This window comes from Pseudomonas sp. c313 (genome assembly GCF_055407145.1).
Window position 1 is genome coordinate 81737 of record NZ_JBUZRD010000005.1, and the last position, 21456, is coordinate 103192.

The 21456-nt window shown below is 59.8% G+C and carries 18 protein-coding genes and 1 pseudogene; 11 read left to right on the top strand and 8 right to left on the bottom strand.

What is annotated here, in order from left to right; genetic code table 11:
• Positions 1-139: 139 nt before the first annotated feature.
• Entirely contained in the window at positions 140-1069 is a 930-nt protein-coding gene (locus tag ACZRKZ_RS16660; protein WP_463968794.1) for a DMT family transporter, read from the bottom strand.
• A 92-nt stretch (positions 1070-1161) separates the two neighbouring features.
• Here ACZRKZ_RS16660 and ACZRKZ_RS16665 point away from each other — a divergent pair, with 92 nt between their 5' ends.
• From ACZRKZ_RS16665 to ACZRKZ_RS16675, 3 genes and pseudogenes are all read left to right on the top strand, one after another.
• Positions 1162-1725, top strand: coding sequence for a helix-turn-helix domain-containing protein (locus ACZRKZ_RS16665; protein WP_463982134.1), 564 nt, complete (start codon positions 1162-1164; stop codon positions 1723-1725).
• Between the two features lie 186 nt (positions 1726-1911).
• Positions 1912-2070 (top strand): annotated as a pseudogene (locus ACZRKZ_RS16670) (ABC transporter ATP-binding protein); the annotation flags it as partial.
• An 11-nt stretch (positions 2071-2081) separates the two neighbouring features.
• On the top strand, positions 2082-3521 hold the full coding sequence (locus ACZRKZ_RS16675) for an FAD/NAD(P)-binding protein (protein ID WP_463982135.1): 1440 nt from the start codon (positions 2082-2084) through the stop codon (positions 3519-3521).
• Here the strand turns inward: ACZRKZ_RS16675 and ACZRKZ_RS16680 are convergent.
• The 4 genes from ACZRKZ_RS16680 to ACZRKZ_RS16695 are packed head-to-tail and all read right to left on the bottom strand — an operon-like array spanning position 3508 to position 8164.
• The gene (locus tag ACZRKZ_RS16680; protein ID WP_463982136.1) at positions 3508-4797 is read right to left on the bottom strand and encodes an efflux RND transporter periplasmic adaptor subunit; all 1290 of its coding nucleotides are present in this window, start codon (positions 4795-4797) and stop codon (positions 3508-3510) included. The genes ACZRKZ_RS16675 and ACZRKZ_RS16680 overlap by 14 nt on opposite strands.
• A complete protein-coding gene (locus ACZRKZ_RS16685; protein ID WP_463982137.1) occupies positions 4787-6268 on the bottom strand; it encodes a TolC family protein in 1482 nt (493 codons plus the stop codon). Before ACZRKZ_RS16685 ends, ACZRKZ_RS16680 begins: the two co-directional genes overlap by 11 nt.
• On the bottom strand, positions 6261-7460 hold the full coding sequence (locus tag ACZRKZ_RS16690) for an ABC transporter permease (RefSeq protein ID WP_463982138.1): 1200 nt from the start codon (positions 7458-7460) through the stop codon (positions 6261-6263). The genes ACZRKZ_RS16685 and ACZRKZ_RS16690 overlap by 8 nt, the downstream gene beginning before the upstream one ends.
• Positions 7457-8164: an ABC transporter ATP-binding protein gene (locus tag ACZRKZ_RS16695; RefSeq protein ID WP_463982139.1), complete on the bottom strand. Its 708-nt coding sequence runs from the start codon at positions 8162-8164 to the stop codon at positions 7457-7459. The genes ACZRKZ_RS16690 and ACZRKZ_RS16695 overlap by 4 nt, the downstream gene beginning before the upstream one ends.
• Positions 8165-8520: 356 nt before the next feature.
• Between ACZRKZ_RS16695 and ACZRKZ_RS16700 the strand changes: the two genes are divergently transcribed.
• Together ACZRKZ_RS16700 and ACZRKZ_RS16705 are read left to right on the top strand one after the other, a co-directional pair.
• Positions 8521-9276, top strand: coding sequence for a TetR/AcrR family transcriptional regulator (locus ACZRKZ_RS16700; protein ID WP_463982140.1), 756 nt, complete (start codon positions 8521-8523; stop codon positions 9274-9276).
• A gap of 378 nt (positions 9277-9654) precedes the next feature.
• Positions 9655-13458 carry a hypothetical protein gene (locus tag ACZRKZ_RS16705; protein ID WP_463982141.1) on the top strand — a complete coding sequence of 1268 codons (3804 nt, stop codon included), beginning with the start codon at positions 9655-9657 and terminating at the stop codon, positions 13456-13458.
• Between the two features lie 74 nt (positions 13459-13532).
• Here ACZRKZ_RS16705 and ACZRKZ_RS16710 read toward each other — a convergent pair whose 3' ends face one another.
• Both ACZRKZ_RS16710 and ACZRKZ_RS16715 read right to left on the bottom strand, forming a co-directional pair.
• The gene (locus ACZRKZ_RS16710) at positions 13533-14612 is read right to left on the bottom strand and encodes an FUSC family protein (RefSeq protein WP_463982142.1); all 1080 of its coding nucleotides are present in this window, start codon (positions 14610-14612) and stop codon (positions 13533-13535) included.
• A gap of 140 nt (positions 14613-14752) precedes the next feature.
• Positions 14753-16378 (bottom strand): NADP-dependent glyceraldehyde-3-phosphate dehydrogenase, encoded by a 1626-nt coding sequence (locus ACZRKZ_RS16715; protein ID WP_463982143.1) that lies wholly within the window; start codon positions 16376-16378, stop codon positions 14753-14755.
• Between the two features lie 139 nt (positions 16379-16517).
• On the opposite strand from ACZRKZ_RS16715, the gene ACZRKZ_RS16720 reads away from it, so the two are divergent.
• Entirely contained in the window at positions 16518-17381 is an 864-nt protein-coding gene (locus ACZRKZ_RS16720; protein ID WP_463982144.1) for a Dyp-type peroxidase, read from the top strand.
• Positions 17382-17699: 318 nt separating this feature from the next.
• Positions 17700-18842 (top strand): MFS transporter, encoded by a 1143-nt coding sequence (locus ACZRKZ_RS16725; RefSeq protein WP_350614867.1) that lies wholly within the window; start codon positions 17700-17702, stop codon positions 18840-18842.
• A gap of 9 nt (positions 18843-18851) precedes the next feature.
• On the opposite strand, the gene ACZRKZ_RS16730 is transcribed toward ACZRKZ_RS16725, so the two are convergent.
• Positions 18852-19373 carry a DUF3087 family protein gene (locus ACZRKZ_RS16730; RefSeq protein WP_463982145.1) on the bottom strand — a complete coding sequence of 174 codons (522 nt, stop codon included), beginning with the start codon at positions 19371-19373 and terminating at the stop codon, positions 18852-18854.
• A gap of 150 nt (positions 19374-19523) precedes the next feature.
• Here ACZRKZ_RS16730 and ACZRKZ_RS16735 point away from each other — a divergent pair, with 150 nt between their 5' ends.
• From ACZRKZ_RS16735 to ACZRKZ_RS16750, 4 genes are all read left to right on the top strand, one after another.
• Positions 19524-19700 carry a hypothetical protein gene (locus ACZRKZ_RS16735; RefSeq protein WP_463982146.1) on the top strand — a complete coding sequence of 59 codons (177 nt, stop codon included), beginning with the start codon at positions 19524-19526 and terminating at the stop codon, positions 19698-19700.
• Between the two features lie 23 nt (positions 19701-19723).
• Complete coding sequence (locus ACZRKZ_RS16740; RefSeq protein WP_463982147.1) at positions 19724-19927, top strand: DUF6021 family protein; 204 nt, start codon at positions 19724-19726, stop codon at positions 19925-19927.
• A 118-nt stretch (positions 19928-20045) separates the two neighbouring features.
• Positions 20046-20879, top strand: coding sequence for an arylamine N-acetyltransferase family protein (locus ACZRKZ_RS16745; protein WP_463982148.1), 834 nt, complete (start codon positions 20046-20048; stop codon positions 20877-20879).
• 126 nt (positions 20880-21005) lie between these two features.
• A complete protein-coding gene (locus ACZRKZ_RS16750) occupies positions 21006-21371 on the top strand; it encodes a c-type cytochrome (protein ID WP_463982149.1) in 366 nt (121 codons plus the stop codon).
• Positions 21372-21456: the final 85 nt, after the last annotated feature.

Genomic DNA, 21456 nt, shown 5'->3' on the forward strand with positions numbered 1-21456 from the left:
CGGATTCGGGATCACCAAACGGCAACCTGTGGCAGGATCCTACAAGAGGGCAGAAGGCAGCTACAAGCCGCAAGCGTAGAGCCGTATGCGTAGAGCCGTATGCGTATTTCTTGGAGCTTGCAGCTTGCAACTCAAGACATCAACCCTGGCGTTCCTGCTCCAACTCTTTTTCCGAAGCGGCGTTTTTCTGGCTGCCCCTCTTCATTTCACTGACAATCACCGCCGCCACAATCAACACCGCCCCCAGCATGGCAATCGGCGGGAACCGCTCGCCGGCAATCCGCCCCACCACGCCAGCCCACACCGGTTCACCGGCATAGATCAACGTCGCCCGGGTCGGCGAAACGCTTTTTTGCGCCCAGTTCATTGCCAGTTGAATCACTGCGCTGGTCAGCCCCAGGCCCACAGCGCTAAACAGCAACAACCAGGAAAACCCCGGCAGCGCTTCGCCCATGGGCACCACCATCAGGAACGACAACACCGACGCGGTGGCCAGTTGCACCACCGTGACCCGGCGCACATCCACCTGGCCTGCATAGGCGCTGATCAGGATGATCTCGGCAGCAATCGCAATGGCCCCGATCAAGGTGGCGATTTCACCAGGGCTGAAATTCAGCGACGCGCCCGCAGGGCCGGTCAACAGCATCAGCCCGGCGAACGCCAGCATAATGCCAATACTCGGCATCAACCCCGGACGGCGACCCAATACCAGCCATTGCAACAGTGGCACGAAAGGCACATACAGCGCGGTGATAAACGCCGACTGACTGCTCAGAATCGTCTGCAGGCCAATGGTCTGCAAACCATAGCCAAACATGATCGCCACACCGATAAAGGCCCCGGCCTTCAGTTCAAACAGGGTCAAGCCCCGCAGGCTGCGCAGCGAGAACAGGCCCACCGCCACAGTAGCCGCCGCAAAGCGCAGGCCGACAAAAAACATCGGGCCGCTCACCGTCATGGCATGTTGCACTAGGATAAAGGTGCCGCCCCAAAACATGGTGATCAGCACCAGCACGCATTCGGCTTTGCTGAAACGGGAAACGCGCGGGGAGGAGGTCGAGGAGGTCATGGCGGCTCTGGTCTTGCACAGGAAGGGCGCGGAACGCACAATGCGCCGCAGCTGGGCAGTATACTGCGCAACCCCACCGAGTGAGCAATATAGTGCACAAAGAAAATCCGCAACGAGCCTCGGTCCTGCAGCACGTCAGCCAGAACGTTCGTCGCCTGCGGCATGCCGCCGAGTTGAGTCAGACGGCGCTGTCCGAAAAGTCCGGCGTCAGTCGCCGGATGCTGGTGGCCATCGAGGCCGGCGAAAAGAACGTCAGTCTGTCCACTCTGGACCGCGTCGCCGAAGCCTTGGACGTGGCCTTCAGCGACCTGATCCAGGCCCCAGACGTCCGTGATCATAGCCGCATCAATGAACTGGCGTGGGCGGGGGAAATCGACGGCAGCAAAGCCGTGTTGCTGGCCAAGGCCACCGCCCGGCGTGAAGTCGAACTGTGGGAGTGGCGCCTGGAACCCGGTGATCGCTATTGCCCCGATCCCGACCTGGAAGGCTGGAGCGAGCAACTGTTTGTCTTCGAGGGGTGTCTGACCCTGATGTTGGGTGAGGAAGCACATCAGATCAGCGCCGGAGAGTTCTACATGTTCGCCAGCCACCAGCCCCACAGCTATCGCAATGACGGTGAAGTGGCGGCGCGGTTTGTGCGCAATGTGGTGATCTAACTGTTCATGAGGCAACAGTGGTTGGACACTTTGCTGGTTTGAAGCTACGTCCATTTCTATTTTTTGTTATGTAACATACTGATTTTATTGATAATTAAATTAAGGCACGACTCCTGCAATTGCTCTGGTATCTCCCTGGAGCCTGGAGCCTGGAGCCTGGAGTCGGCCCAGCTTCCACACCCTGCTCAGATGAGTTTTTTGATCGCCGAGCAGAATATCAACGTCGCGCTGAACTATGCCTCTCAAGGCTACGTGCTCGACACCGGGCGGGTGGTTCTCAGCGGCAGCGCCAGTGAGCTGCTGGCGCGGGGCGATTTGCATGACATCTACCTGGGCAGACAGTAAGGGCGCATTTGATGACTGAAACCGAACGCGGACAGACGACGAGCGCCATCCGCAACGCCGATGTGCTGGTGATTGGCGGTGGCCTGAGCGGCACCTTGCTGGCCGCGCAACTGCTGCGCCTGCCGGGCAGACGGCAGATACTGATCATCGAGCCGCGCAGTGAGCTGGGACGCGGCGAGGCCTACAGCGCCGTGGAGCTGGGGCATACCTTGAACGGCAACGCGGCGCGCATGAGCGTCGACCCGGACAACGCCGATGATTTGACCCAATGGCTGACCGAGTACATCGCGGCGGGCGGTTGGCCGGAGTCGGACCAGCAACATGTGCCCGTCAGCGAGCTGTTCCCGCCTCGGGGGATTTTTGGGTTGTATGCTCAGCAACGATTGGCTGAAGCCCAGGCGCTTTCGCAATCAACCGTGGAACATATTCGCGCCGAGGTGATTGACCTTCAGGTGGATGAAAATTCAACGCTGCTGACCTTGAGCGATGGCCAGCAACTGCGCGGCGCCTTTGCTGTTTTGGCCACCGGCATGTTCCCTGCTGCCCGTACGCCGCAGACCTCCTCCTGCGGCTTGAATGCGGCAGCCGTCGACCCGTGGGACGTGCAGGCCATGACCCAACTGGACCCACAATCGACGGTGCTGATTATCGGCTCCGGCCTGACGATGGTCGACGCCGTGGTGTCTTTGGAACAGGCCGGGCATCGAGGGCCGATCGAGGTGTTTTCTCGCCATGGTTTACTGCCCCATGTGCGCCGGCAACCGCCGAGCTGGGTGGACTTCCTTGGCGAAGACCATCGCCTTCGCAGCCCTCGGCAACTCCTGTGTGAAGTGCGCCGCCAGTGCCAAGCGGCGCTGGAGCAAGGCATCGATTGGCAAGCGCCGCTGGACACCGTGCGCGCCCATATCGGCCGCCTGTGGAGCCAGGCCAGCGAGCGCCAGAAGCGTCAGTTCGTGCGTCATGTACGGCCCTGGTGGGAAAGCCATCACCACCGCTCGCCACCCTTGAGCGCCGAGCTGGTGGCGCGCTTGCAGGGGGCAGGGCGGTTGCGCATCCAGGCTGCCTCGTTCAAGGGGTTGGAGCCGTCCCAGGCGGGTGAAGTGACCCTCCGCCTGCGCCGTCGCGGTGAGCAGGAAACGATGCAGGTCAGCGGTGCTGCGCTGATCAACTCCAGCGGTATCGAATACGACTGGCGCCGGGTGGCTCGGCCGTTGCCTCGGCAACTGCTGGCGCGTGGGTTGATTCAACCGGGGCCATTGGCGCTGGGGATTACCGCGGATACGTCAGGCGCCGTGCTTGATGCCCTCGGTCAGGTTAGCCAACGCCTGTTTGCCATGGGGCCGCCGCTTAGGGGCATGTGGTGGGAGAGCACGGCGGTGACCGATGTAGCGAGCCAGGCCAAGGCGTTGGCGACCCGGCTGGCTCAAGGCGCTCCGGCTAACCTCGCGTAGGGGCGGCGGGGATGGGGGCGCCCACTTTTACAAACCCCGGCTTGAGCCCAAACACTTCAACTCCCTCGGAAGTGGATTGCCCTGTGGTCACCGTCACCCGCTCCACCGGCTTATCCAGTGCCGCCCGATACTCCACTGACACCCCAGTGGCGTCGCGGTTGATCGCCTGGACCGGGACGATGATCGCTTGGTCATTACTGTAGGTGACAATGGTCAGTTGAGCGCTCATGCCCAGGCGCACCCGCTGCAATTGCTGCGCAGTCAGTTTGGGGATCGACAGCGTTACCGGAAACTGCGCGCTGCCCTGGCTGTCACTGGCGATGGCCAGGCCGCTGACCACGCTAACGGTTCCGCTCAGGCGCTCGCCGTCGAAACCATCGCCAATCACTTCTACCGCCTGGCCCTGGTGTAATTGGTTGATGTCCAGCTCTGAAACCTTGGCGACGATCTTCAGCCGTTCGATATTTGCCAGCCCGAACAGCACCTGGCCCTGGCCGACCTTGCTGCCGACCTGCACCGGTGCGCTGCTGTTGCCCCCGCCTTGCGGGCTATTGCTCCCCAGCGCCGGTACGACGATGCCGGAGAACGGTGCCTTGACCTCCTTGCCATCAAGTAGGATACGCAAGGCGTCGTATTTCACTGTGGCGTTGGTCAGCTCCATATCGGCAATCTGCCGGTATTCGCCCTTGCCCTGATCGATGGCCTGTTGCAGTTCGCCGCGTGCCGCCACCAGGTCCAGCTGTTGCTGCTGGGCCTGCTGCTTGAGGTCGTCCAGTTCGTTGCGCGCGATGATGCCGCGCTTGAACAGGTTTTCGCTTTCGGTGAGTTTGCGCTGGGTATTGCCGGTAGACATCTCGGCAGTACGCAGGCTGCGGCGGGCGCGGCTGACTTGCTGGCCGCTGTCCCAGTCCTGCATTTCCTGCACCGTTCGCCGGGCTTTGAGCTGGGCGGAGAGGGCTTCGCGCAGTTGTACTTCGAGGGTTGCCGGGTCCATGCGCAGCAGCACCTGGCCGGCTTCCACGCGTTGGCCCTGTTCCACCAGATTAGCTTGCACGTTGCCATCGAACGGCGCAGTGAGGGTGATGGTGGTGTCGGGCTCGATCTTGCCCACCAGGCCGATCTGGTGCACCAGTGGATCGGTCTTTACCACCAGCCACTGCTCAGCCTTGCCGGTTTGATCAGCGGCGGGGCTTCGATAGCTGATGACAGTTATCCCGGCGCCCACCAACAGCACAATCATCGCGGCGCCCAGCAGGCGTTTTTTATTAGTAGTCATTGAGGGCGATTTCCCAACTTTCCAGTGTCATGCCCAGGGTCAGGTCGAGCTGGGTCTGGGCATTTAAATAGGCAATCAGTGCGTTGAGCCGCGAGTTTTCGGCGTTGCGCAGGTCGGCTTCGAAACTTAGCACCTGGAAGTTGGTGGAGCGTCCGGCGCTGAGTTTGTCCCGTTCAATGTCGATCTTGCGCCTGGACAGCTCGACCGCCCTTTGCGAGATTTCATACTGGCGCCAGCGGGTACCCAGGTCGCGCACCACGTTGTTGACGTTGCGCTCCAGTTCTTGACGGGCATCGGTGATGATGATGGCTTGATTCTCCACATCGACTCGCGCGCGGACTTCGGCCTGGCGGGTGCTGATATCGCCGATGGGAATCTGCACCTGGATTGCGGTATAGCTGTCCCAATGTCGATTATTGGCATTGCCAAAGTCGTTATTGGACGCGTCGCGCAGCTGATTGGCCCCGGCCACCAAGTCGACCTGCCAGCGCCCGGAATCCTTGGCCATTACCAGGTTGAGGTCGGCCTGCTGGCTGCCGAGCAAGGTGGCGAGGTATTCCGGCTGCTGGTTCTGCGCCAAGTTGAAGGCCTGGTGTTTGTCGATGTCCATGCGCGAGGCCTCCAGGGCTTCGGTGGCGCGGATGGGTGTCGACAGGTCCAGGGCCAACAACCGCAGCAGTGCCAGGAGGCTCATGTCCAGTTGGTTCTGGGCTTCTTCCACGCCCAGTTGCTGGGTGGCGATGTCCGCTTCGGTCTGGACGATTTCGAACTCGGCCATGCGCCCGGCATTGATCAGCGCCTTGTTCACGTCCAGCAACGTGTTGGAGCGCTTCAGCGCCTCCTGGCTGATGCTCAGTTGTTCCTGGGCGCGCAACAGCTCCCGGTAGGTAGCGATGATCTGGCTGATGGTTTGCGCGACGTTGGCCTTGAGGTTCAAGCGGTTGGCCTGCTCCGACAGTCGTGACAGGCGCAGCGGAGCAGTGGTGGCGTCCCAGCCGGCACCGCGCATCAGCGGCTGGATAATTGCCAGGTCCAGGCCGTCACTGCGGTAGCGCCCGGCGCGGTCGGCGTTGTTCAGTTGCTGGGTCCAGGCCATGCTCAACCGCGTGCCGTACTCACCGAGCAGGGTAGCGGCGGGTGCCAGGTTGGCGTTGCGGGCGCGGTCATCGGAACCTTGGGTGCTGCGGTAATAACTGTTAAGCATCAGCTTGGGGTTGAAGGTGTCTTCGGCTACCCGCAGGTCGAATTTTTGCGCCACTCGTTGCAGGTAGGCGCTGCGAATACCGGGGTTGTTGCGCAAGCCCAGATACACCGCGTCCCCCAGCGTCAGGGTGGTGATCTGCGCATTGAGGGACACGCTGCGATCGTAGGCGCTGCGGGTAGTGGTTGGGGCCGAAGGGCGGATCACCACGTCGGCCGCAAAGCTGGGCAGGCTGACCAGGGCGATCATCAGCAGCAGCCGTTTATTCATCGCGCAAGGCCTCTACGGGCTGCAACCGTGACGCCGAGACCGCCGGGTAAATACCGAAAAACAACCCCACCAGCAAGGTGCTACCCACGCCCAGTGGCAAGGCGGCGACGGCCAGGGAAAACTGCCAACCCGATAGCCAGGCGTAGAGATAGGCAGCGGTCATGCCCACTACTGCCCCGCCCAAGGCACCGACGGCGGTGAGGGTCACCGCTTCCAGCAGGAACAGGTTACGGATGTCGCGCTGGCGGGCGCCCAGGGCCATACGAATGCCGATTTCGCGACGGCGCTCGGAAACGTTCATCAGCATTACGTTCATCACCCCGACACCGCCTCCCACCAGGGAGATAGCGCCCAAGGCCAGCAATAAATAGGCGAAGGTGCGACTTTGCCGGGTCATGCCGTCGATCATTTGCTGGGGCACCTGAATGTCGACATCGTGGTCGGTGAGTTGGGTTCTCAGGGCTGCTGCGGCGTTTGCGGCGATGCGTTCCATGTCCTGCCCCAGCGTGGCGCGGATAACCACGTTGCTGACCTGGGGCGCGGAATAGATGCGGCGCATGCCCTGGGCGGGAATGAACAGCGATTCGTTGGACTGCACCGGAATCAGCATCGACCGGGGCTGGTTGTGAAGAATGCCGACGATCAGGAACAGGTAGTCGTTGATTCGCACACGGTCGCCCAGTTGCAGTGGGTCGCCGGGAACACTCAATGCCTGGGCGGTCTGGTCGCCGATCACGGCGTAGGTTTCGCCAGCGTCAAACTCGGACAGGAAGCGCCCCTCACGCAGCGACAGGCGCATGGCGTCCTTGAGGTCCGGGGTGCTGCCGATCAGGCCGGCGTTGGCGGTGCGACCCTGGAAGACGACAGGCCCGCTGAACGACGAAATTGCGCCGATATGGGCGATTTCTGGCACGGCCTTGCGCACCGCCTCCAGGTCCAGGCTGGGGGGCATCGAAACGCTGCTGCTGCCTTTGGGGGGGAATTGCGCCACCAGGGTATCGGTGCCCATGTCCTTGAAAATCATCGCGGCATCTTCGGCTGCGTTGTGGCCGATATTGATCAGCGCCACCACGGAGGAGCTGCCGATGACGATGCCCAACAGGGCCAGGATCGAGCGCTTGCCCAGGGTCCGCAGGCTGACGAGCGCCTCGTGCAGCAATTGGCTCAGGCTCTGTTCGACCCGCAGGCTCATAGGCGCCCGACCTCTTGCACCACGCCGTTGCGCACCAGGATCTTGCGATTCAGGCGTTCAGCGATGTGCGAGTCGTGGGTGACGATGATCAGCGTCACCTGTTGTTCGCGGTTGAGGGTCAACAGCAGGTCCATGATCTCTTGAGCAGTGTGGCTGTCGAGGTTACCGGTGGGTTCGTCAGCGAGGACCACTGACGGCTTCCCTACTAACGCTCGGGCAATCGCTACCCGCTGGCGCTGGCCGCCGGACAAGTCGGCAGGTCGGTGGTGGGCGCGCTCGGCCAGGCCTACCTGATCGAGCATGCGCAGGGCTTGTTCGACCGATTCGTGGCGTGACGCGCCGCGGTAGCTCAGGGGCAGGGCGACGTTGTCGAGGGCACTGAGGCGCGGTAGCAGGTTGAAACTCTGGAAGACGAAGCCGATCTGCTGATTGCGGATCGCCGCCAATTGGTCGGGGTTGGCGCTGAAAATATCGTGGCCGGCAAAGCGGTATTGACCGCAGTCGGGCAGATCCAGCAGGCCGAGGATATTGAGCAGGGTGCTTTTGCCGGAACCGGAAGCGCCGAGGATGCCGCAGCTGTCGCCGCTGGCGATAGACAGGCAGACGTCATTGAGGATGGACAGGTGTTGCCCGGCCAACTGGTAGCTTTTGCCTATGCCTTGCAGGGAAATGAAGCCTGGGAGCGTGGGGGTCTCTGTCATCATGACTACGCCTGCAGTCTCGACGCTCCTGCTACGCTCCCGAAAATTGTTGTAACAAGTTCAGGAGCTGCCTGGCATGCGTCACGGACTGGTTTTATTTCTTGTTTTTAAAATATTGTTTGAATAGTAACCTTGATCTACCCGCTTCGCCAGCCGTAGAGATAGAGCGGTGTCACCTGTCGAAAATGGGAGTATGAGGCGCCGCCGGGTGTTGTGAAACACCTCGGATCACCCGCAAGACGGTGGCTGATAGGGCCTTTGGGTAATAGGGTGCAGTGTCACTACTTGCTTTCAATCAGCGGCCCCGGTATAAAAAATCAAATTTTGTTTTAAAACATCCCTTCCCATGTGGAACCCCTATGGTCGCGAAGAAACTCAGCGCTCCAAACGTTACCAAGACTCGATTGCTGGATGCGACAGAGGCTCTTTTCATCAAATACGGCTATGACGCCGTTTTGTTGCGGCAGATTACCGAGAAGGCCCAGGTCAATCTCGCTGCGGTGAACTACCACTTCGGGGACAAAGACTCCCTCATGAAGACGCTGCTGATGCAGCGCCTGGAACCGCTCAACGAACAACGTTTGCAATTGCTCGACAAGTGCGAGGCCGAATCTGATGGCCCGCTCGATTGCGACACCCTACTCGGCGTGCTGTTCGCCCCGGCCATGGGCCTGGAGCGCAGCGATCCGGCCAGCGGTGAAGGGCGCTCCTTTATTCGTTTCCTGGGCCGGGTCTACAGCGACACTTCGCCGTTTATCCAGGAATACCTCAAGGTGCACTATCAGCCGGTGTTCCAGCGCTTCTTTGAAGCATTCGCCCTGGCACTGCCGGACCTGCCGCGTAACGAATTGGGGGTGCGCCTGCAATTTGCCCTCAAGGCGATCTCCGGGGTGATGGCCGGGACCGAACTGCGCTTGCTGATGAACTCCATGAGCCTGGGCCGTCCGGCCACCGATGCTGAAGTCATGGCCAAGCTGATCACTCTGGTCTCGGCGGCCATTCGCGTGCCGCAGCAAAGCCCCGAGGCCGAAATGGCCCTGGCGCGGGTGCTTGATACCCAGCGGGTGATCCGCGAGCAGGGGGCGGCTCCCGACGTCAGCAAAGCCGCTCGCTGATGGACCGCCGGCTCCGCCCGGAGCCGGCCAAGCGGTAACCAGTCGTGCACTTCATCAAACCCCGCTACCACTCCCCACTCTATCCAAGTAAAACCCAGGCAAAAAAAAGCCCGCTGGGGCGGCGGGCTTGATGTGAAGCATTTGTAACGGATGAGGCTTCACAGTACGGCCGTGGATGTGAATAAAGCGTGAAAATTATGTAAGAGAAAGCGTGAGTGTGTGGCGTTTATGTTGAAAGCAACTTTCTCTGGTGACGTCATCGTGGTCTACCATTCGTCGCGACTGTCAATTCTGACAGGTAGACGTGCCCATGGGGCGGGTGTTTGATTTCTCTTGGTGCGTGTTCTGTCTACACGCTGTTTAATTTGGAGAGCAATCATGCCGATAAAGCCCGCCGCTCTAAGACCGACTCCCACAACAAAGAAACCTGCCACGGTGAAGAAATCGGATACTCGTGCAGGCTTTACCATGATTGAAGATTTGGACTCCCCCTACACATCGCCCCAACAGGTCACACCTGTAGATGGCGCGGCATACGGCGTGGGCATTCGCCATCTCGAAGAAGGGCTGGATTACGTCTTCGAGCGTTGGGAAAGTATCAATGTTGAGGACACGTATCGGATATGGATGAACGGCATTGTCATGGCCGAGGATACGGTGAAGCCTGGAGACGTTGCCAACCAGCGATTTTTCTTGAATATCCCTCGAACCACGGTGCCGTTGGGCTTTATACCGGATGTATACGGTGAGGTTGAAAGGGTCGGCAGCACTCAACTCAGTACCTCGCCACTTCAAATCGTGTTTGTCAAGGATACGCGGCCAGGCGGTGCTGACGACCGGCCCCATGAAAATTGGCACTCCAAACTGGTTTTGACTCTATCGGATATCTTCATTGACGCTGTCGTCGCCGCAAGGGGTGTCAAGGCAACGATCAAGAAATGGGAGAACATGCGAGTTAACGACCTGGTGATGTTCTATTGGGGAGAACATCGTTATGACGTCCCGCCGATTACCCCTGACCAGGTGGACCTTGACCTGGAGTTCGTGATTGATCCCGATTTTATCGCACTGGCGGGCAGCGGCCATTTTGTCGTGCAGTTCTACCTGTATGACGAGGTGCGTAATCGCTCGGGTGAACTGCAGCCCTGGTGCAAGCCAGTACCTGTAGAAGTGGACCTGGATCTGGAGCTGCTTGAAGAGCCGTATGTCGTCGAGGCTGACGAGGACACAATGGTACTGGACGCCGATGCACTTGGCAGAGAGCCTGCGCATGCCGAGGTGAACGTTGCGCGCAACAGTCCTCACTTCAGGGTGGGGGACTTCATTTTGCTCACGGTGCACGGCACGACCGTTGATGGAGCGTTCGTCAGTGAATCCATGTTGCAGCGGGTCGATAGAATTCCTCAGTATTACGAATTTCCGATCAGGAACGAGCTGGTCAGGTCCCTCATTCAGAGCACCATGACGGTCTCTTATGTTCGGCAAAGGGTCGGCGAGGATGACCGGCCCTCAAGGAATACCACGATTACGATCGCCGGTATTCGTTATGCATTGCCTCGGCCCTCGGTCAGAGAGGCCCATGGTCCATTCATTGAGCCGGACCTTGTGCGCATTACTGCGCAGATGCCTGATTACCAGCCGCCAGGCAGTCCTGGCGATAACCTGGAGGTCACCATCCAGGGGTATCGCCAGGACAATTCCATAGAGCGGGTTTCGTCTTCGCGGCTCGCAGGGATACATATACGAACCCGAGATTTTCCGAATGCCGATTACATGCGTTTCGAGGGCTTGCGTGACACCAATGTGCATTATGTCGTCACGGGTGCCAGCGGTGCACGAGAGTCAGAACGATTGTGGGTGCAAGTCGGCCGTCCACCTCGGGACTTGCCGGCGCCGATTATCCTTGATGCGATTAACGGCAATGTTGATCCCGCTACCATTGGCAGTGTGGGCACCCTTGAATTGCGTACGGATTTCAAAGGGGGGGATCGGGTCATCGTCAAATACACAGGCTCGCTCAGTGGCGAGCAGCAGTTTGAATACATCTTGTCCCTGAACGACAATCCGCTGGTTTTGGATATCCTGAGGCAACTGTTTCTTGACAACCTGGACGGCACGCTCACGGTCAGTTACCTGATTGATCGCTTCGGAGTTACTCAATACTCCGATGAGCTGCGTGTGACCGTCGGGACCGCATTGGGCGAGCTGTTTTTGCCTGAGGTACTGCAAGCCACCACCGAACCTGATGAGCTTGACCCCGCGCTCACTTGGTCGGGCGGTGCGACGGTGCGGGTCAAGTACGAACACATCAAGGCTGGCGATAAAGTCCAGGTTTGCTGGAAAGGACTTCCTGGTATAGGCACCCATTATGAGGTCAAGGAGAACCAGGTCGGCGGCCATATCGACTTCACGATCCCGACCGAGGCAATTGGCTTTAACATCCACCCCGATGGCCGTGATATCCATGTTTCTTTTCAGGTGATCCGCAACGGTTATCCGACCCCGTCGCCCGTGCTGACCCTACGCTTGCTGACATTGCACAACCTTCCTGGCCCATTGATCGACAGTATTGGCGACAACGCGGTGCTGGAAATTCCATTGCTCGAAGACTTCGACGAAACCCGCGTGTCGGCCTGGATGTACGCGCACCTGGGCCAGCGCATGTGGTTGCGTTATCAAGGTACTCGCAACACCGGGCTTGCATACGACAACTACGTGTATCGGGGCCGCGACGTTGACGATAGCGAGGTGATCAACGGTATCACCAGCGAGACTCCAGTGCTGGCGTTGCGCAACCTGGAGGAATGGTCTGAATTGACCATCAGTTTCTGGGTCACATTCGACCACAGCGGCGACCTCAATAATGCGGTGTTGTTTGACGTTCGGCATCACATGATTCAAATGGAGAAAAACACCTACCCGCATCCCCAAATCAAGGACTCCACGCCTGCCACCGGGCCGCAGGTGTCGATTAACCCGCTCGTGGTCGAGAACAAATGCCAGGTTCTGGTGAGTTACCCGAACATGAACGTGGGAGGAACCGACAGAATAACCTTGCACTGGATCTATGCCGACGGCTCCATGCCTGTCATCAGTACCCAGGACGGGCTTGATGGGGGTACGGTGACCTTTAATATTGGTAATGACATTCTTGGCTCCAGCGTAAATAGCACTATCCGCCTGCAGTACACGGTGGAGTTGGGCAGAGGAGGAACTGCGTCTTCCGAAGAGCAGACGGTCATCGTGGGCACCATCGCGTCAGGCAGCTTGTCCATGGCGCTGATCAATAACACGCCCAATGGTGGTTTGCTCAACCCGCCTGCCCTGACCAGAGATGCCATTGTTTCCGCGCAAAAGTGGCGCTTGAGCGTAACAGGGCAACGTGTCTGGTTGAGAGTGACCAGCCCAGGCCTTGTGACCCAGGTTTTGCTGGAGGGGCACCCTATAACTGCCATTCAGCAAGCCAACGGTTTGGCGAACATCCCCTTGCTCCGCTCCTGGTTATTGGGTGTGTCTAACAATGGTAGCGTCACCGTCTCGCTGAAAGTGACATATGACGGGAGTGAGGACGAGTCCCGTGCGATCATTTTCCCCAGTACGGTCTACACCGTGCGGCTCACCAGCCCCTTGGTCTTTGACTCGAGTGCGGTGTCCCTCAATGGGCGTACTTATCTGATACCGGGGAACCAGGCTAACTTGCCAGCGTTTAACTCCGGCAACTCGATTCGACGTACGGCATCGGGCGGCACTCCGGGTTACAACTACTTCTCGAACAACTCCGGCGTGGCAGTCGTGGACTCCACGGGGTATGTCACGGTAAGAGGCAACGGATCGGCGACGATTACCGTGAGTGACTCTTCTGTACCGGCGCAAACGAGGAGCTATGTCGTTTATGTCGGCGGCGTCGTGCTGTGTTATGGCTTGGGAGGGGGCACCAAGACCGACATCAACAACAGGGCCAGAAGCCAAGGCGTGCGCCTGGCCTCTCTTAATGAACTGCGTGAGATAAGCGCCGCTTATGGCAATCGTTGGCCAATGGGCAATGGGCTTTATTGGTCCAGCACGTGGTCCCATAATTTCCTGTTTTTCGATTATTGGTACGGGCGGAACATCAATACGGGGGCAGAAGGGACCTTCAAGCAGTGGGTGGGTAACCGACTCCTGGGGGTAGGGCTCAGATAACAGCTTTTGCAGGCTATTCACGGGACACCCTATTTAACCGTAGGCTGTCCCGTTTTTTTACAGTGCCTGTGCCCTCAAATCTTCCACTGCCTAGAACTCTTCGCCAATAGCCCCCGCATCCCATCCACATTCGCCGCCAACTGCACCGTCAATAACCGATACCCATCCAGCGCACTGTGGATGGGTGTCTCCAATGCTGTGTCGGGATCGGGAACCGAACTGGCCCGCTCCAACCGCTCCGTCGCCCCGGATTGCAAGGCCCGCGCCATGCCGATCAATTGCACCCGAATCTGCCGATGCTCAGCCTTGAGGGCTATTTGCATCCGGGCCATGGCCTGTTCATCCCGAGGGTCCGGCCGGGTGTTGCCGAGGATCTCCAGGGTGCTGATGCACATCCGTAGATGGCGTTGAATAGCGTCCAGCTTCGTCATGGAGATCCGCACTTCCTTGGACACCGACGGCATCAGTGAGCGCAGTTTCACCATCGCCGCATTCAAGCGGTTAAGCAGCTTGAGATGATCATCGTCAGTAACCGACTGGCCGCTGATGATCCGGCTGTAGATCGCTGCGCAATCGCGCAAGGCACTGGCCAGGTTGTAGCGCCACGAATACACGGCATACAGCGGCAGGGCGAAGGAAAAAGCCAGGGCCAGGGAGATGCCGATCAGAATGTCGACCGTGCGCCATAGCCCATCAGCCAGCGGATTATCACCATGGCCGGCGACGATGAACACGGTGATCCCGGACAGCAGAGCGGTGTAGCCGCCCTTGCCGATGGCGTGATAAGAGAAGAAACCGCAGACCACTGACATCAGCAGATAGGTCAGCATCGGCTGGCCCAGATACGCCTGTTGCGCTACCAGCAACAAACCGACGCTGGCCCCGATCAGCGTGCCATAGGCTCGCTCGACGGCTTTCTTGCCGATGTTGCCGTGGTGCTGCAAGCCGCCGATTACCACCAGCATGGTCACCGAGGCCCATTCGCCATGGGGCAGGTTGAGGCCGGTGGTTAACAGGATCGAAGCCAAAAGCCCCAGTGACACCCGTACCGAATGGATCAGCCTGGCGTGGCGGTAGCGGCGGTAGGGGTCCAGCAGGGGACGCAGCAGGCGGCGGACGAAGTTGGGTAGACGGACGGAGGAAAAGAGCTTCATCGGTTTTGTGGGCGTCTCGAAATCACTGTAGGAGCAAGCTTGCTCGCGAGGATCTTCAACGATAACGCGTGTTGTCTGGATACGCGCGATGTCCTTGAGTCCTTCGCGAGCAAGCTCGCTCCTACAATAGTGGTGTGGTTTCAGAAAATATAATCAGTAGTCAAAAAGCTCGACGCTCGATTATGCAGGATGTCGCTGACCAATTCCTTGTTGCTGTCCTGGAACTTGGTCGCAACCAAGGTACGGATCGAAAACACCCGCAACGCATCATGCACCGATAGCGTGCCTTCGGCTGAGTTCTTGCGGCCGTTGAACGGGAAGGTGTCCGGCCCGCGCTGACACTGGGCGTTGATATTGATCCGGCCCACCTGGTTGGCGAAGGTGTCAACCAGTCGGCCCACCTCAGTCGGGTCGGTGCCGAAGATACTCAGTTGCTGACCGAAGTCCGATTCCAGCACGTAGTCGATCACCGTATCCAGATCACGGTAGGGCACGATGGGCACCACCGGGCCGAACTGTTCTTCGTGGTAGACACGCATCGCGGTGTTCACCGGGTACAGCACCGCCGGGTAGAAAAATGAACCGCGACTGGCGCCACCATTGGCATTGACCACATGGGCGCCTTTGGCCTGGGCATCGGCTACCAGCGCATGCAGGTAATCGACCTTACCCGGCTCTGGTAATGGGGTCAGCGACACGCCGTCTTCCCAAGGCATGCCGGGCTTGAGGCTCAGCAGCTTCTGATTGAATTTCGCGATAAAACTCTCAACCACGTCCTCATGCACAAAGAGGATTTTCAGTGCCGTGCAGCGCTGGCCGTTGAAGGACAGCGAGCCGGTGAGCGTTTCGCTAACGGCGTTATCCAGGTCGACCTGGGGTAAGACGATGCCGGGATTCTTCGCATCCAGGCCCAGCGCCGCGCGCAGGCGGTGAGGGCGCGGGTGCAGCTTCTTCAAGTCGCTGGCGGCCTTGTTGGTACCGATAAAGGCGAAGATGTCGATCTTGCCGCTGGCCATCAGCGCGCTGACGGTTTCCCGGCCGCTGCCGTAGATCACGTTGATCACCCCGGCCGGGAAGCTGTCGCGAAACGCCTCCAGCAACGGCCGGATCAGTAGCACGCCGAGCTTGGCCGGCTTGAACACTACGGTGTTGCCCATGATCAGCGCCGGGATCAGCGTGGTGAAGGTTTCGTTCAACGGGTAGTTGTAAGGCCCCATGCACAGCGCCACGCCCATCGGCACCCGGCGAATCTGCCCGAGGGTGTCCTGCTCCAGCTCGAAACGGCTGGAGCGGCGATCGAGTTCCTTGAGGGCGTTGATGGTGTCGGTGATGTAGTCGCAGGTGCGGTCGAACTCTTTCTGCGAGTCCTTGAGGTTTTTGCCGATTTCCCACATCAGTAATTTCACCACCGCATCGCGCTGTTCACGCATACGGTGCAAAAAGGCTTCGACGTGCTGGATGCGTTCTACCACGCGCATGGTCGGCCAACTGCCCTGGCCGCGATCATAGGCGCGCACGGCGGCGTCGAGTGCGGTCAGCGCCGTTTCGGCGTCCAGCAGCGGGGTGCTGCCGATGATCACCGGGGTGTCGCCATCGGGTCCATGCAACTGCACCGGGCTGCGTACTTGGGCCAGGGGGCCGTCCCATACCCGCAACTGGCCGTCCACCAGGTAATCACGCTGTTCAATGGGTGCCTGAAGCCTGAATTGCTCGGGAATGTCGGCGGCGGTGGGAAACAGATTGGCGAGCAGGTTATCGGTGGACATATCGCTACCCCAGGAGTGGTTGCACAGCGTGGTTAGAGATTCACCCATCAAAGGGCCGAGTTGCAAGGTTTTGAGGTTTTGTCCTGCGCATAATTGCGCCGCGAGGGGTAAACTGCGCGGCTTTCTTGAAGGAGTTCACATGAGTCACTACCAGCCGGGCATTCTTGCCGCACCGGTGCCTTTGCAGGCACGTCATCTGTTTTTTGCCGTGGAGTCCATTGACGCCGTGCCCGCTGCGCTCGATGCGCTGGTGCAATTGACTGACGCGACGGTAGTGGTGGGTTTCGGTGAGCCGCTGGTAAAAGCCCTCGGTGCCCAGGTTGAAGGGCTACGAGCGTTCCCTCATGTCAGCGGCCCAGGCGCTGAAAACCCGTCGACCCAACAGGCCCTGTGGTGCTGGCTGCATGGCGTTGATCGCGGCGAATTGCTGATGCGCAGTCGGGCCTTTGAAAAAGCCCTGGCGCCGGCGTTTCGCCTGGTGCAGATGACTGAAGGCTTTCGCTACAAGACCGGTTTTGACCTGACCGATTACGAAGACGGCACCGAGAACCCCCATGATGACGCCGCCGTCGAAGCGGCTGTGACCAATGGCGGCAGCAGCTTTGCTGCGATCCAGCAATGGCAGCACGACCTGGATGGCTTCGCCGCGTTGCCGGCCCAGGAGCGCGATCACATCATCGGTCGACGCCATGGCGACAATGAAGAGTTGGAAGACGCGCCCGAGACTGCCCACGTCAAACGCACCGCGCAGGAAAGCTTTACCCCCGAAGCCTTTGTGGTACGCCGCTCCATGCCTTGGGCAGAGAACGGCCAGGCCGGCTTGATGTTTTTGGCATTCGGTCATTCCTTCGATGCCTTTGAAGCGCAGTTACGCCGCATGAGCGGCCTGGAAGACGGCATCGTCGATGGCTTGTACCGCATCAGCAAGCCGTTGACCGGCGGTTACTACTGGTGCCCGCCGCTCAAGGATGGGCATTTGGACCTGAGCGCAGTATTCCCGTAGAGGCTCTGTGCATGGTCAAGCTTTAGCGAGGCTGCGTTGGGAGCGACTCGAGTCGGTGGGCTCGATAACGGTGACGCGGCTGACGTAGCCTCGCCAGGGCTCGACAACTTCTACGCCAAGGCCTGGCGTTCGTGTCCTTGCCGTTTTTGTTGCAGGTGGCTACGGGCTTTTTGATGACGCCTTGGCCTTGGTGGGCTGCGTCGCCAGTGGTTTGCGCCTGTTGCAGTTTGGTCCCGCTTAATCCGGTATTGGCCCTTGTAAGGCGCCGTGGAAGAACGCTAACGTGGCCATCTAAATAATTCTGAATGTTTCAGCTTTATGCCCAGCCTGACCCAACGCAACGCTGACTCCACCTCCCGCCGTGCCGCGCTGACCTTGAGTTTGTGCCTGCCCAGTGACGTATTGCTCTATCTCTTGCTGCCCATGGAGTCCCAGGCGTTCGGCATTACTCTGGCCCAGGCCGGGGTGCTGCTGGCGGCCAACCGGCTGGTGCGGATTTTCGGCTATCGGTATGTGCTCAACTTCTATGCCCTGCGGGGTGATCGCCTGACCTGCATGCTCGCTGCCGGCGCAGCCGCCGTCTGCGCCCTGGGCAATTCATTCTTGAGTGGTTTTGCCGCGTTGCTGGGGCTGCGGCTGATTTGGGGCCTGTGTTTTGCCGCGTTGAACCTGTCGACCCAAGTGCTGGCAACCTCTGAACCCTCTGGAGCATCGCGTCGCGCTGGGCGTTCCCGGGCGTTTATTGCTCTTGGCCCGATGCTGGCCTTGCCGCTTGGCGGCTTGCTGACATTGTGGGCGGGGCCACGTCCGATTTTTCTGATTCTGGCGGTGTGTTGCCTGATTGGCTTGTGGCTTGCTCGTGGCCTACCGACGGCCGGCCATGATTTGCACGGTACCCCAGGCCGCCGTTTCCGGTTGCCGGACAGCGTGGCGGTGTGGTCGTTTATCGAAGGCGTGGCGCTGGACGGGCTGTTTATTTTCGGCCTGTCAGTGCAGGCGCAAAAAATCCTCGGCGGTGATGCGGTGTTGATTGCCGGCGCGTTGATGGCGCTGCGGTATGTTTCGGAAATGCTCCTGAGCCCCTTGGGCGGTCGCGCGGCACAGCGCTTTGGTGCCACGGCGATGTTGCTGCTGTTTTCCTTCCTCAGTGCCCTGGCCCTGTGGGCTTTCGGCAGCTATTGGGTGATTGTTGGCGCTGCTGCGGTGCTGGTGCTGCGGGCCCTGCAATTACCTTTGGTGACGACCCTGGTGGCGGAACGCAATCCCGGCGCCCTGCGGGTTTCAGCCCTGGCGTCCAACGCGGTGTGGCGCGACATCGGTGCCGGCCTTGGGCCGTTGCTGGCGGGTTTTCTGTTACCGGTGGCATCGGCGCCCTGGGTGTTTGGCGTGGCGGGCGCTGCGATTGCCGTCAGTGCGGTGTTCTGCTGGCGCTCACAGGCTGGTTCAAATCTGACGGTCTGAATGCAAACCTTAAGCACTTTTTACCGCTGCCAGCCACGCCGGGTCCAGGCGTGTTTGCTCGGTCTCGATCCCCAGCGCCTGCATCTTCGCCTTGTGCGCGTCCATTTCCCCCACCAACTGCGCCTGGGCGCTGGAGTTGGCGTCCAGTGCATGCATCTGTGTCAGCCCCAAATGGTAGAAGCGCAGTAGCTTGATCGCCGCCGGGTCATTGGCCTGCACCTGTTCGGTGACCTTGTGCATGACGTTGGTCACGCGCATCAGGCTGCGCTTGAGCTGCCAGCCATATAATGCCGGCGCCAGCCAGGCCTGTGACCAGAACGGGCCGCGCACCAGCGCCACTGTCAGCAACACCCCGGCCACGACCCCGCCGACATTGAAGCGAAAGTTGTCGCCACCGGGTTCGCCAAACAGCATCACGGCCAGGGTCGACAGCAGCATCGCCAGGAAGACGAATATCACGGCGACGATCAGCGTGCTGCGGCGGGTCTGCTGGCGATAGGTTTGTGGATCGCAGGGTTTGATCTCAAACATCCGGGGTGCAGTCTCCATAAGGGAAGTAGGGGTATGCCACAGCGCGGCATCTTCTCACGCTTCAACGGGCAGGAGGGAAATCAGGTTGAACGATGGCGTGCAGCGGTTTCTCTAAAGTCTGTGTGCAACGGACTTCAAGCGAGGTTGACCATGATCCGGTATCAGCAGCAACCCGGTACGCAAAATCCCGACGAGCCGATTCTTCCTGGAGAAGTGGAGCGTGATAACGACGCCTACCGGCCCAATGACCCGGCCAGGCGTGAGAAGGATGAGGAACGGGTCGACGAGGACCTGGATAACCTGCATGACAAGGCGCGCCCGCTGTAACCCGGCGCGTGGAGGAGGTGATTATGATCAGTAATTCGAAAACCCCCGATGGCCCGCACTCATCGGAACATTCCAGCGGCGCTGACGAGTTGGGTTTTGACCCCGATTCGCCGGATCTGGCCGACCCTCAGGTTGACCCGGTGGGCCCAGCGATTGCGCCGTTGGACGAAAAAGAAAAGCCCGCCAAGACGCCGGGCTACGACCCTCTTGGCGATCTGAAAACCTGAACACGGCCCCGCCACAGAGCGGGGCTTTACCTCGCGGGTGTTGATACCGATCACAATTGGCAAGCGGCCCGGTTCAGGGTATTAGTGATGCCTTCGCCTCGCGCTCAAGGATTGCGCCATGTCCCAGGATTCGCCTCGCCTGACTCACAGTCGTCTGTACCTGCAACGCCTGGGTTATGACACGCCGCCGGCACCGACCCTGCAAACCCTGGCGCAGTTGCAGTTGCGCCATGTCAGCACCTTCGCCTTTGAAACCCTGTCGACCCTGTTGCGTGTGCCAGTGCCCATTGATTTAGCCCGCGTCGAGCAAAAAGTCCTGTTGGATGGGCGCGGTGGCTATTGCTACGAACTGAACCAAATGTTTCTGGCGTTGTTGCAGGAGCTGGGGTTTGACGCCCGTGGCATTACCGGGAGGGTGGTGATAGGTGGCCCACCCGATGCGCTCACCGCCCGGACTCACCGCTTGAGCCTGGTGACTGTGGACGGCGTGCGTTATATCAGTGACGTCGGTTTTGGTGGCATGGTGCCTACCAGCCCGTTGCAATTGGACAGCGAAGCGCCCCAGGCCACCGCACATGAGCCCTACCGCCTGACCTTGGAACAGGACAGCTACACCCTGTGGTCCCAGGTCGCCGGGGAGTGGCGCGGGCTCTATGTATTCGACCTGCAGCAGCAGTCGCACATCGACTATGAGGTCGGCAACTGGTACGTCTGCACCCACCCCGACTCACCGTTTATAGGCCAGTTGAAAGTGGCGTTGATTGCTCCGGGTCTGCGCCGTACGTTGAACAATGGCACCTACGCGATCCATTACCTGGACCGCGACAGCGAAAAACGCTCGATCCAGGACGCGGACGAACTGCTGGCGCTGCTCCAGGACAGCTTCGGCATTCGCCTGCCCGAGCACCCGCAACTTCACACAACCCTTACGCGGTTGCTGACGGCAACTTGAGCTGCTGGGCACCAGCCTAAGCCTGGCCGCTAAAGTCCCCCTTTATGTCCCCCAATACCCTCAACGCGGTGCTGCCCCTGCCTTAGTGTGGATCTGACTTTCCACACCATAAGAGAGAGGGCGGACATGCGGGTAATAAACCCCTTTCGTATCAGTCTGTTGCTGGCCTTTATCGGCCTGCTGACGGCCTGCGGCGACGAATCGAAACATCCTCCTGAACGCGCCACGGCGGCCAGTGCCATGCCGACCGAGTCAGCCCTGGCCCAGGTCTACGACACCAGTTGCAAGCTGTGCCACGCCAACCCGGCATCCGGCGCACCGCTGACCGGCGACGACCTTGCCTGGCGCCCGCGCATCGCCCAGGGGGCCGACACGCTGCTGGACCACACGATCAACGGCTACAACGGTATGCCACCCATGGGCCTGTGCATGCAGTGTTCCGAGGAGCAGTTCCTGGCGCTGATCAGTTTCATGTCCGGCCAACAACAATAACAACAACGAGGTAAGGGGCATGGTGATGGACCTATCACGGCGTCAACTGTTGCAGCGCGCGGCGCTGACGGGCGCTTTCATGGCG